The 11,645-nt window shown below is 67.1% G+C and carries 13 protein-coding genes; 7 read left to right on the forward strand and 6 right to left on the reverse strand.

Annotated elements, in window-relative coordinates; translation table 11 throughout:
* The first annotated feature begins 17 nt into the window (after window positions 1–17).
* Window positions 18–854, forward strand: a complete 837-nt coding sequence (locus HWX00_RS11675) for a class I SAM-dependent methyltransferase (protein ID WP_034190044.1) — start codon at window positions 18–20, stop codon at window positions 852–854.
* Window positions 855–898: 44 nt separating this feature from the next.
* On the opposite strand, the gene HWX00_RS11680 is transcribed toward HWX00_RS11675, so the two are convergent.
* Both HWX00_RS11680 and HWX00_RS11685 read right to left on the reverse strand, forming a co-directional pair.
* Entirely contained in the window at window positions 899–1,084 is a 186-nt protein-coding gene (locus HWX00_RS11680) for a ribbon-helix-helix protein, CopG family (RefSeq protein ID WP_034190045.1), read from the reverse strand.
* Between the two features lie 86 nt (window positions 1,085–1,170).
* On the reverse strand, window positions 1,171–1,929 hold the full coding sequence (locus tag HWX00_RS11685) for a YoaK family protein (RefSeq protein ID WP_034190046.1): 759 nt from the start codon (window positions 1,927–1,929) through the stop codon (window positions 1,171–1,173).
* Between the two features lie 241 nt (window positions 1,930–2,170).
* Between HWX00_RS11685 and HWX00_RS11690 the strand changes: the two genes are divergently transcribed.
* Together HWX00_RS11690 and HWX00_RS11695 are read left to right on the forward strand one after the other, a co-directional pair.
* Window positions 2,171–2,521, forward strand: a complete 351-nt coding sequence (locus HWX00_RS11690; protein ID WP_034190047.1) for a hypothetical protein — start codon at window positions 2,171–2,173, stop codon at window positions 2,519–2,521.
* Complete coding sequence (locus HWX00_RS11695) at window positions 2,518–2,730, forward strand: twin transmembrane helix small protein (RefSeq protein WP_006489184.1); 213 nt, start codon at window positions 2,518–2,520, stop codon at window positions 2,728–2,730. Before HWX00_RS11690 ends, HWX00_RS11695 begins: the two co-directional genes overlap by 4 nt.
* Before the next feature lie 185 nt (window positions 2,731–2,915).
* Here the strand turns inward: HWX00_RS11695 and HWX00_RS11700 are convergent, their stop codons facing one another.
* Window positions 2,916–3,836 (reverse strand): AraC family transcriptional regulator, encoded by a 921-nt coding sequence (locus tag HWX00_RS11700; RefSeq protein WP_049028927.1) that lies wholly within the window; start codon window positions 3,834–3,836, stop codon window positions 2,916–2,918.
* Window positions 3,837–3,975: 139 nt separating this feature from the next.
* Here HWX00_RS11700 and HWX00_RS11705 point away from each other — a divergent pair, with 139 nt between their 5' ends.
* Window positions 3,976–4,941, forward strand: coding sequence for an SDR family NAD(P)-dependent oxidoreductase (locus HWX00_RS11705; protein WP_175028231.1), 966 nt, complete (start codon window positions 3,976–3,978; stop codon window positions 4,939–4,941).
* A gap of 321 nt (window positions 4,942–5,262) precedes the next feature.
* Window positions 5,263–6,480, forward strand: coding sequence for an acyl-CoA dehydrogenase family protein (locus tag HWX00_RS11710; RefSeq protein WP_175028230.1), 1,218 nt, complete (start codon window positions 5,263–5,265; stop codon window positions 6,478–6,480).
* A gap of 30 nt (window positions 6,481–6,510) precedes the next feature.
* Here the strand turns inward: HWX00_RS11710 and HWX00_RS11715 are convergent, their stop codons facing one another.
* Window positions 6,511–7,698, reverse strand: coding sequence for an LLM class flavin-dependent oxidoreductase (locus HWX00_RS11715; RefSeq protein WP_175028229.1), 1,188 nt, complete (start codon window positions 7,696–7,698; stop codon window positions 6,511–6,513).
* Window positions 7,699–7,877: 179 nt separating this feature from the next.
* Complete coding sequence (locus HWX00_RS11720; RefSeq protein ID WP_175028228.1) at window positions 7,878–9,062, reverse strand: porin; 1,185 nt, start codon at window positions 9,060–9,062, stop codon at window positions 7,878–7,880.
* A 490-nt stretch (window positions 9,063–9,552) separates the two neighbouring features.
* On the opposite strand from HWX00_RS11720, the gene HWX00_RS11725 reads away from it, so the two are divergent.
* Together HWX00_RS11725 and HWX00_RS11730 are read left to right on the forward strand one after the other, a co-directional pair.
* On the forward strand, window positions 9,553–9,897 hold the full coding sequence (locus tag HWX00_RS11725) for a DUF3088 domain-containing protein (RefSeq protein ID WP_175028227.1): 345 nt from the start codon (window positions 9,553–9,555) through the stop codon (window positions 9,895–9,897).
* Between the two features lie 42 nt (window positions 9,898–9,939).
* A complete protein-coding gene (locus HWX00_RS11730; RefSeq protein WP_175028226.1) occupies window positions 9,940–10,938 on the forward strand; it encodes an ABC transporter substrate-binding protein in 999 nt (332 codons plus the stop codon).
* Window positions 10,939–10,994: 56 nt separating this feature from the next.
* Here the strand turns inward: HWX00_RS11730 and HWX00_RS11735 are convergent, their stop codons facing one another.
* The gene (locus HWX00_RS11735; RefSeq protein ID WP_034190054.1) at window positions 10,995–11,315 is read right to left on the reverse strand and encodes a hypothetical protein; all 321 of its coding nucleotides are present in this window, start codon (window positions 11,313–11,315) and stop codon (window positions 10,995–10,997) included.
* Between the last annotated feature and the right edge of the window lie 330 nt (window positions 11,316–11,645).

Consider the following 11,645-nt stretch of genomic DNA (forward strand, 5'->3'; position numbering starts at 1 on the left):
CGCCTGATTGCCCGCCCATGATCGACGATCCAGCTTCCTACGACGCGTTCGTCAAATTCCTGGCGACGCCGCTGAACGACGGCCGGCCGTTCGTGCTGGAGACACGGCATGCGCTGTCGCTGCACTTCGATCATTTCGCGACGCAGAGCTTCATGTCGCTGCGCGATCCCGTGCGGCTCGAGCTCGGTTATACGCGCGTGATGATGGGTTTTCTGCTGCTGCAGCCCGAGCCTGCGCACATCTGCATGCTCGGGCTCGGCGGCGGCTCGCTCGCGAAATATTGCTACCGGCACCTCCCCGGTACGGCGATCGACGCGGTCGAGATCAATCCGGACGTGATCGCGCTGCGCGACATATTCAGGATTCCCGCCGATGATGCACGGTTCTCGGTGATATGCGCCGACGGCGCGGATCATGTGAACCGGGCGGACGTCCGGACGGACGTGATCCTGCACGACGCGTTCGTCGCCGACGGCACGCCGGGCCGGTGTACCGGCCCGGCCTTCCTCGACGCGTGCCGCGCGCGCCTGGGCGACACCGGCGTGCTGGCGATCAACCTGATGGACGACGATCCGGCGCTGCCCCGGCATCTCGAGCACCTGCGAACGGTGTTCGGCGCGTCGTATACGCTGGTGCCGTGCGGCGACGACAACAACTTCGTCGCGTTCGCATGGAAGCACGACACCCGGCTGCCGTCGTTGCGGATCCTGCTCGAACGCGCGCTCGCGTGCGAGCAGGCCGGCACGCTGAAGCTGGCGGCCACGGCGAGGCGCATGAAGGCAGGGGAGAACGTCGATCCGCGGCGGCTGGCGCGGCGCGCGCAAGCGCGCGGGCGATGGGAAATCGGCGCATGACCGGCGTGTGACCGCCGTCGCGGGCGCGGCCGGTGTGGCCGCGTTTACTTCACGCGCTTGCCGAGCGCGCTCTTGGTCTTGTACGTGACGCCGTGCCGGTCGAGATAGTCGCGGATCAGTTGCCGGACGACTTGCGACGGCGTGAGATCCTGCTCCGCGCAGAGCATTTCGAAGGCTTCCTTCTTCGCGGGGTCGATCAGGACGGTCAGGCGGGCGGTTTTCGTTTCCATGACGGGTCGAGCGTGGTCGGTATGTTAATCAAATTATAATCGATCCGACTTCGGTGCCGCCGCCGGAACGAGGGCCTCGGGGCCGATCAGCGGCTGCCGCGGAGCAGCGCGAGCAGATCGTCGATCACGGGAACGATCGCGAGCATTACGAGCACCGCGGCGAGCGGCACCGTCGATACGTAGCCGACATGCTTGAAGCCGATCGCGCCGGCCAGCCCGCCGACGAAGAACGACGTGAGCATCATCGCGTGAATCCTCAGTTTCGAACGGTTGGCGATCACCGCATGCGCGTCGACGTCGATGGCCGACCGGTTCCAGTAGAACAGCTTCCCGAGCTCGATGCCGAGATCGGTCACGATGCCCGTCATGTGCGTCGTGCGGATCTCCGCGCCCGAGAGCTTCGTGATCGTCGCGTTCTGCAGCCCCATGATGAAGCACAGCAACGTCACGGTCACGGGCACGAAGAAGGTTTCCCACAGCGCGAGGTGGCTGCCGAGCAGCCCGAACAGGAGCAGCAACGCGGCCTCGACCAGCAGCGGCAGCACGAACTGGCTATGCAGCCCGCGGCGGCGCCCCCAGTTGACGAGGATCGCCGAGCAACTGGCGCCGAACAGGAACGACCCCAGCGAACTGATGCCGGCCAGGGCCAGCCGGACGTCGCCGAGCGCCGTCTGGTCGGCGATCGCGGACACGATGCCGCTCATGTGCGACGTGTACTGCTTGACCGCGAGAAAGCCGCCGGCATTGGCCGCGCCGGCGACGAAGGCCAGCGAAAACCCGAGCTGACGGTTCGCGGTCGCGCTGCGGTGTTTTCCGGTCAGGTTTCGAAAGTACTGCGCTGGCATAAGGGTTTCGCTCAATCGCCGCGGATCGCGGGCACGGACGGGAAAGCCGGCGCCGGGCGGCAGGGTGGGCACGCTGCCTGCGCCGGAGACCGGGTCTGTCGAATCATGTGATGAACATGATAATGTCATTATCATACTCTGTTAGCCGGATGGGGCTTTCAGTACAATATGCCCGGTACGACCGGCCTGTGGCTTCGCTGCCGCGCGGCCCGCGTTTGCGATTCCTTCGACCCACCGCTTCATGACCCCGATCAAGTTCATCCTTCGCTACACGGCGATCCCGTTCACGGCCATCGTGGCCGTGGTGCTCTGGACTGTCATACCATCGTCGAAAGAGATCGATGCGAGACAATATGCGGCGCTGTCGCGCGCCTACGCGAGTTTCCCGCTGCCGTTCCGGCGCGAGATCTCGGAAGCCATGGATCACGGCCGGCTCAACGACCGGCGCTACCAGGCGCTCGTGCGCGATTCGCTGGGCAACGGCGTCGCGCTGGACTGGCCCGCGTCAGGCGTCGGCGGCATCGCCGACGAACGGAATAAACTGGCCGAACTGATTCAGGCCGATTCGGATCTTCAAAGGCAACAGCAATGAAAACCCTGCTGGTTTCTGTGGCATTCGCGATGATCATCGCGAGCTTGATCTTCGCGCTGTATTTCATGAATCACGATCGCGGCAAATCCAAGCGGATGGCGTGGTCGCTCGCGGCCCGCGTCGGGCTGTCGGTCACGCTGTTTCTGTCGCTGCTGATCGCGTACAAGCTCGGCTGGATCGAGCCGACCGGATTGCCGATCGGACGTTGAGCGGGGCGCCTCGCGGCATGCGGGGCATTCTCGTAAATGCGAGTTTGGTTATCTAATCGCGGTGTTGTGATAAGAAAACTTATCCTGACGTCGTTGATGTAAATGAATCCCGTTGGCGGAAGTGCCGCTTCGGCTGTGCCGCCGAGGCCATTCGCGGGCGCCAACAGACGCAGAGGCGACCGGCGCTAGCGGCCCGACCCGTCGGCCAGGCCATGCCGATACGCGCGCGGCGAACAACCCACGATGCGCTTGAATGCGTGTCCGAACGCGCTGTCCGAGTCATAGCCGAGCCGCTGCGCGATCGCCGATATCGAGACGTTCGAACGTCGCAGCTCCCGCATCGCAAGTTGTATCCGCCAGCGCAGCACGTATTCGAGCGGCCCGAATCCCAGCCGTCGCTTGAAGTGCAGCGCGAACGTCGAGCGCGACACGTGGCAGCAGGCCGCGAGTGCGTCGACGCTCCAGCGTCGCGCCGGCTCTGCGTGAATGGCGGCCAGCGCCGCGCTCACCCGCGAATCCGCGAACCCCGCAAGCCACCCGACATCGCCGTTCGCACCGTCGTCCACATAGCGCCGCAGGATCTGCACCAGCATCATGTGTCCGAGATGCCGGACCATCAGCGACCCGCCTGGCGACGACGCACCGAATTCCTGCGCGAGTTGCTGCAGCGCCCAGCGCAGCACCGCCGCCTGTTCGGAGCCGCCGTTCACGACGACGACGGGCGGCAGGCTGCCGAGCAGCAGCGGCATGCCTTCTTCGTACACGAAGCGGCCACCGATCAGAAAGCAATCCGCCGGCTCGCCAAAGTGCGCGATACCGCGTTCGACGTTCCGATAGACGTCGGCGGCCGGCACCGGGGCGAGCGCGGGATCGCTCGCCAGCGAAAACGCGCGCGGCGAAGCGAGCAGGAAACAATCCCCCGGGCGCAGCCGGACAGGCGGCCCCGCTCCGTCGACGGTCAGCCAGCAGCTTCCTTCGACCACCGCGTTGAACTTGACCCCGTCGGGCGGCGGAATCGCGACTGCCCACGCACCGCCGGCGCGCAGACCGGTGAAAAACGAATCGCGCGTTTCCAGCAGCGACAGCACTTCCGACAGCGGATCCATGCGCAACTCCCGGACGATCTCGACGAAAAACCGGATTCTATTGCATTCACAGTCCGGGTGCGTGCCCCGAGAATGGGCTCGTGCGGTGACGTGACCGGCGGGCGGCCGCGTGCCGTGCGTATCATTCCTGGAGCCTTCAATGACGAGCAGGCAACACCCCCTTCATTCCGGATTCGGCGCCGCGTCGACGGCGAGCGATGTATTGGCCGGTCTCGACCTTCGAGGCAAAACCGCCATCGTCACAGGCGGCCATTCGGGTCTCGGCCTCGAGACCACGCGCGCACTGGCGCAGGCCGGCGCGCACGTCATCGTCGGCGCGCGGAGCGCCGATGCCGCGCGCGACGCGACGCGCGGGATGGCCGGCGTCGAGAGCGCGGCACTCGACCTCGCCGATCTCGCGAGCGTCGCCGCATTCGCCGCGCGGTTCGTCGACGCGCGGCGCGACGTGCATATCGTCATCAACAGCGCGGGCGTGATGGCGTGCCCCGAGACGCGCGTCGGCGACGCCTGGGAAGCGCAGATCGCCGTCAATCATCTCGGCCACTATGCGCTGGTCAACCGGCTGTGGCCCGCGCTCGCGCATGGGCACGGCGCCCGCGTGGTCGCGGTGTCGTCGCTCGGGCACCGGCTTTCGCCGATTCGCTGGGATGACGTTCAGTTTGCGCACGGCTACGACAAATGGCTCGCGTACGCGCAGTCGAAGACCGCCAATGCGCTGTTCGCGGTGCAACTCGACGCGCTCGGCGCCCGGTTTGGCGTCCGCGCGTACTCGTTGCATCCGGGCAAGATCGCGACGCCGCTGCAACGTCATCTCACCCGCGAGGAGATGATGGCGCAGGGCTGGGTGGACGAGCACGGCGTGCCGATCGACCCGACTTTCAAGACGCCGGCGCAGGGCGCGGCGACGCAGGTGTGGGCCGCAACGTCGCCGCGCCTCGCCGAAATCGGCGGCGTTTACTGCGAGGATTGCGACATCGCGGTGGTGACGCGCGGCAACGAGGAGTCGGGCGTGCGACCGCACGCGATCGATCGGGAGGATGCTGAACGTCTGTGGGCGTGGTCCGCTGCGTTGACGGGTGTCGACGCCTTCGCGCCACGCCGCTGACGCCGGAGCGAACGCCGGGAACCGCTCGGGCCCGGGCCGGGATGGCGAGTCGGCGCACGGGTTCTGCCGGAACGGCGCGGCGGACTGAGCGTTGTCTCTGCGCGCCGCGAGCGGATGGTTTCGTGCGCGGGCATCATCGTGACCGTGCGTCGCCGGCCCATCCGGCGCCGACACGGCAGCCATGCGCGACCATTCCCGGCGCACGCATAACAAAAGCTGAAATCGGCTTTTCACGTGCGCGGGACGCGTCCCTATACTTTGCGATGCCGCGATCGCACTTCGCCGCGACGCACCCGATCACCTCCCACAAGGATTTACCCGATGACTGCCCGTGATGCCGTCGATCCACGCGACGCGTTGCGCGACGCGCTCGCCACGCTGCCCGATCTCGCGAACGCGATCGGCCAGGATGCCGCGCAACGCGAGGCGCGCCGCGAACTGCCGTTCGAGGGCTTCGCGATCTTTCGGCGCTCGGCACTGGGCGCGCTGCGGATTCCGGTGGCACGCGGCGGCCTCGGCGGCACGCTGGTCGATCTGTTCGATACGATCGCGACGCTGGCCGCCGCCGATTCGAATCTCGCGCACGCCTTGCGCATTCACTACGACCAGACCGAGACGCTGCGGCTGTCGCCGCGCACACCGTTCAACGACGTGCAGCTCGAACGCGTGCTGGCCGGCGCGATCTTCGGCGGCGCGTCGACCGAGCTCGGCACGTCGCGGCCGGGCGAAAACACGACCGTGTTGCGCCGGGACGGCGATCACCATCGGGTCACGGGACGAAAATACTATTCGACGGGCACCGCGTTTGCCGATTTCGCGCGCATCAACGTGGAAAACGAGCAGGGCGACGCGCTGGCCGTGATCATTCCCGTCGCGCGCGACGGCGTGCAGGTGCTCGACGACTGGGACGGGATGGGGCAGCGCATGACGGCGAGCGGCAGCCTGCTGCTCGACAACGTGCAGGTGTTCGCGGACGAAGTGACCGCGCGCGACGGGTCGACGCTCGTCGGCCGCCATTGCGGCGCGCTGCGGCAGCTGCATCTCGTCGCGACGGCGGCGGGCATCGTGCGCAACGTGGTGGCCGATACACGTCGCTACGTGCTCGTGCACGGACGCCCGGCGCTGCACAGCCCGGCGCCCACCGCGCACGACGACCATTTCGTCCAGCAGGTCGTCGGCGAGCTGTCTGCGCACAGCCACGCGATCGACGCGCTCGTGCGCGAAAACGCACGGGCGCTCGATCGCTCCGCCGACGCGATCGAAGCGGGCGACGCCGACGCGCATGCGCACGTGCTCGACAGCGCGCTCGCGACCGCGCGCACGCAGCTGATCGTCAGCAAGCTCGCGCTGCATGCGGCCGAGCGGCTGTTCGAAGTCGGCGGCGCGTCGGCGACGGCGCGCGCGCACAACTTCGACCGGCACTGGCGCAACCTGCGCACGATCTTCAGTCACAACCCGCTGCTGCACAAGGCACGCGTGATCGGCGACTACGAACTGAACGGCGTGACGACGCACCTGACCGAAGGGCGCGTGTTCTGATCGCACCAGGCCGGTTGCCGCGGCCGGACGTCAGCGCCGCAAGCCGGCTTCGCGCAGCAACGGCAGCACGCGTTCGCCGAAGAAGTCGAGGTCGGGCCTGAAGTCGTAGAAGCTCAGCTGGATACCGTCGATGCCGGCGCGGTGCAGCCGCACGATGGTGTCGGCGACTTCGTCGGGCGAGCCCGTGATCGAGATGTTGCCGCCGATCGCACGCGCGGCCGTCTGCGAACGCTGGTCGAAGCCGCCGCGCCACGCATGCGCGTCGCTGTCGAAACGGTGAAAGCTGCCTTCGTCCGCGTGCGCGACGATCGCGTCGCGGTACGCGCGCGCTTGCGCCGCCGTCTCGCGGCAGATCACGAGCGGATTGAGCAGCGTGCGGATCGTCCGGCCGCGTGCGGCAGCGGCCGCCTTCACGCGGGCAGTATGCGCGGGCAGCGCGTCGATCGCCCGTTCGGCGTCGGGGCCGGCCGGGCTCGTGACGAACACGATGTCCGAATAGCGCGCCGCGAATTCGATGCCGGCGTCGGAGCCCGTTGCGTTGATCAGCAACGGGCGGCCGTAACGCGGCTTCGGCGTCACGAATGCGCCGCCCAGGCGCCAGTTCGACAGTGCCGGCGTATAACTGAAGTTGTCCGGTTGCGCCCACAACTGCTGGACCGCATCGAGGAATTCCGCGGCCATCTCGTAGCGTCGGTCGTGCTCGATCCGGTTCCAGCCGAACATCTCGTGTTCGATCGCGCGATGACCCGTCACGACGTTGATGCCCCAGCGCCCGCGCGAGATGTGATCGAGCGTCGCGGTGAATTTCGCGAAATGCAGCGGATGCCACGGCCCGTAGAGCACGTGGCTCGTCGCGACGAGGATGATCCGCTCGGTGCGCGCGGTCAGCGCGGCCAGCGTCATGAACGAGTCGAGCGCCTGGCCGTCGAACACGCCGCCGTAGCCGCCTTTCGGCAGCCACTGCGACAGCGCGAACACCAGATCGAAGCCGAGTGCCTCGGCGCGCACGACCAGATCGGCGTTGTAGTCGAAGGTCCAGTCGGTGGAACGCGGCAAGGTCGACGCGCTCCATCCGCCGGCCTGGATCGGCAGGAACAGCCCGAGCATCAGCGGCTGCGCGAGCGCTCGCGACACGGGGCTGTCGGGGAAATCCGCCGGTGAACGGACGTCGACGAACGGCGACGGCGCGAGCGGGGCGGCAAGGGAGGTGTCGCTCATGGCTTGCTCCTGGCGAGGGTGGCGCGCGCCGGGCAACGGCGACGGGCGCGACGCCCGTCCGGTTCGGCGTTCACGCAGGCGGCCTCGCGCGGCGAAACGCACATTCTCGGCAACCGGGCACGGCGCGGCAAACAACGAATCCCGCTTTGCTTATCGCGCCGCCCCCGATACGCGTGCCGTCAGAACTTCACGCGCAGCCCGCTGACGAACGCGAGCTGCCGGTTCGTCGACGACGCGCTGCCGATGTTCGAGATCGCGGCGATCTTGCGATAGCCGCCCGACGTGGCCGTGCTCGCATCGCCGGCCGCGAGCTGGTAGATGCCCGATACGTAGATGTCGGAGCGCTTCGACAGCGCATAGTCGAACCCGAGCGTGAACTGGTGCCAGCGCGGCTTCAGCGTCTGGCCGCCGGTGCCCGGCAGGCCGCTCGCGCGCCCGTCGGTGAACGTATAGACGCCGATCAGCGTGGCGGCCGGCGTGATCTGGTAGCGCGCGTTCACGTCGTAGTTGTTGAACTTGCGCGACGAGCCGTCGACATAGTCGAGTTGCGTGCGACTCCAGGCAAAGCCGACCGTCGCGCGGCCGAGCGCGTAGTTCGCGCCCAGCGCCCCGATCTGCTGCTTGAGCACGCCGCCGTTCAGCCCGTAGAAGAATGCGCCGCTGTAGTCGTTGCCGGTGGTCGAGGTCGCGCCGCCCACCGCGCCGCTTGTGTTCGACGTCGCGTTCGGGTGATTGAACCGCACGTAGCCGCCGCCGACCGACAGCGGGCCGTTCACGTAGTTCGCCGATGCACCCCACGCGTTGTTGTTCGAGAAACCCGTGCCCGCTCCGCCGTTCGCCTGGTTGCTGAATGCATAGAGCAGGTCGGCCGTGAAGCCGGCGATCGTGTCGCTGCGGAACTTCACCGCGTTGTTCAGCCGGAAGCTCTGGTTCAGGTTGTCGTTGTCGCCCACGTGAGTGGCCGGCGACCAGAAGCCGGCGCCGGAGTACTGCGCGACGAGGTCGGTGATCGGCTCGTACTGGCGGCCGAACGTCAGCGTGCCGAGGCCCGACCTGGCGAGACCCACGTACGCGGAGCGGCCGAACAGTCGGCCGCCCTGGCCGAGGCCGCCGTCGCTCGGCCGGAACCCGCTTTCGAGCGTGAAGACCGCCTGCAGGCCGCCGCCAAGATCTTCCGCGCCTTTCAGGCCCCAGCGGCTGCCGCTCAGCTTGCCGCTCGTCTGCTGGATGTTGCTCGCGCCGCCCTGGTTGTTCGTATACGCGATGCCGGCGTCGACGACGCCGTACAACGTCACCGAGCTCTGCGCGTACGCACTGACCGAACCGATCGAAACCAAACCCAGTACTACCGATTTTTTGATCATCGCTATCCTCTGTTTTTTATGGGTACGTCCGTGAGGATCACGATGCTATTGACGACAGACGCGCCGATGAACGGTCGATCCGTGGTTTGTAAATCGTCGCGCGGCCGATTTGTAATGTGCAGGGTCGCCGGCCCGGCATGTCCGTCGTGATCGCGTCCGGCGTGCATGCTGCGGCGAACACATCGCCTGGACCGCATACGGCGGGCAGCGGTAACCCGTGCGTGATGTCATATCGATCGATGAAATCGTTCGATATCCGCAATATGTGCAGACCCGACCGCGATGTTTTTATGCAACGCCCGCTAGGCGGCGTAGCACCGATGCGCTATGCGGTCCCGCATATCGATTCCGCAAAACGTTGGTAGGGCCGCACGACGCGTGACGGTAGAGTCGGGCATCCGGTCGCGGGCCGGCATGCGCCGGGAATCGACGCGCACACGGGTGCAAGCGTCCCGGCCGGGTGGATCAACGAACATGGGAGCCGATTGACATGAGTCGCGATGTACTGTTTCTGCTGGAACCGGGCTTTGCCGATCCGAAGCATCCGGGCCAACGCTTCGTCTGTCCGCATGGACTGTCGATCGAAGGACTGCTGGCGAGCGCGCCCGATCGTGCCGGCCGCCTCGACGTGAAACGCGTCGGGTTCGAGTGGCCGCGGGCCGCGGTGATCGACGCGCTCGACGATACCCATCAGGGCCTGCCGGTCCTCGTGCTCGGCCGCGACCAGCCGGCGCCCGACGACGCGCAGACGCTCGGCGACGTGCGCTTCGTCACCGACGCGCGCCGCATTCTCGAGCTGCTGGCCGAGCGCCACGGATTTCCGGCGCTGCATTGACACGCCGGTTCCGGCAACCCATTCAATCGACAGGAGCATCCGATGTCGTCAATCTCGGCGTCACGCCGCCGCCTGCTGCTCGCCGGCGCCGCGGTCGTGGTGGCACCCCTGGCCGCGAGGTCCGTGTTCGCGGCGCCGGCCGTCAACACCGATCTCGCCGGCACGACGTTGCGCGTCGCGACCTACAAGGGCGGCTGGCGCGCGCTGCTGCAGGCGGCCGGGCTCGGCGACACGCCGTACCGGATCGACTGGCGCGAGCTGAACAACGGCGTGCTGCATATCGAGGCGCTCAATGCCGATGCGCTTGATATCGGTTCGGGCAGCGAAATCCCCGCGGTGTTCGCCGCGCGCCAGAAAGCCGACGTGCGGTTCATTTCGCGGGTGCGCGAAGACCTGAACAACCAGGTCACGCTCGCGCGCAAGGACACGCCGATCCGCAGCATCGCGGCGCTGAAGGGCAAGCGCGTCGGCTATGTGCGTGCGACGACGTCGCACTATTTTCTGTATCGCCAGCTGACGGAGGCCGGCCTCGGTTTCGACGACATCCAGCCGATCAACCTGTCGCCGACCGACGGGTTGTCTGCGTACGATCGCGGCGACATCGACGCGTGGGCGATCTACGGCTACAACGGCCAGCTCGCGCGCAATCGCTACGGCGCGCGCGTGCTGAAGACGGGGAAGGGCTATCTGTCGGGAAATTTTCCGGTGTACGCGAATCCCCGGGTGCTCGACGATGCGCGCCGGCGCGCGGCCACCGCCGATCTGCTGCTGCGGTTCCGGCACGCGTATGCGTGGGCGAACGGGCGCTTCCGCGACTATGCGCTCGCGCAGAACCGCGAGACGCGCGTGCCGGTTGCCGATCTCGTCGCGATGTTCGACCAGCGCAGCGAAGACTTCGCGCTACTGCCGGTGACGCCCGACGTGGTCGCGCAGCATCAACAGGTCGCCGATGTGTTTACCCGGATCGGCGTACTCGACGGGCCGGCCAACGTCGCACCGTTGTGGGATACGTCGTTCAATTCGGTGGTTGTGGCGGGGTGACGCGCCGCCGCCGGGCGCTGCTCATGTGAACGGGCGATGCGACGGGCCCGGCGGAATCAGGAGAACGTCGTCGCGACCATGATGCCGAATACCAGCCCGATCGCGATCCCGCTGAGCCGGCCGTAAATCGACGCGCGAACATTGTCGTCGAGCACGAACGGCGAGCGCTTGTGCTTCCAGATCGTGCTCAGTGCCACCGGGCGGGTGAGCAGCGCGATGCATGCGATCAGCACGGGCGTGGCGATGAGCATCGCGATGCGCTGCCCGTTCCAGTCGACGCCGTGCATGGCGAGCGAAACCAGCGCGGCGAGCGGCACCTCGACGCACAGGCCGAGCAACGAGCCGCTGACGAATGAATCTCCCGGGGACTGGAACATGATCGGTCCTGGCGTTCGAATGAAATCGGCAACGCGGTCGAGCTGCCGAGGGAAAACTTCACGGCCGGCGCCCGCGGCCGGTCGACCGTGGGCGGCATCGGCGAGGATGACGGCCGGATGGTAAGGCAAATTGCCGGCCGGTTGTCGGTCATTCAAGCTATTTAACAAATGCCCGGCGCCGCGGCATTTTCATCCCGCATCGGGCGCCGGCGCGATCGTGATCGTCGGGCAATCGGGCCGGGTACGACGCACCGGCGTGCGTCTTCAGGAATCCGTCGTTCTTCATTACAATCGGACATCGCTTGTCGAGCGAACGGATGCGTCGATACG

Origin of the sequence: Burkholderia seminalis DSM 23518 (genome assembly GCF_902832885.1) — a bacterium.
Taxonomy (GTDB): domain Bacteria; phylum Pseudomonadota; class Gammaproteobacteria; order Burkholderiales; family Burkholderiaceae; genus Burkholderia; species Burkholderia seminalis.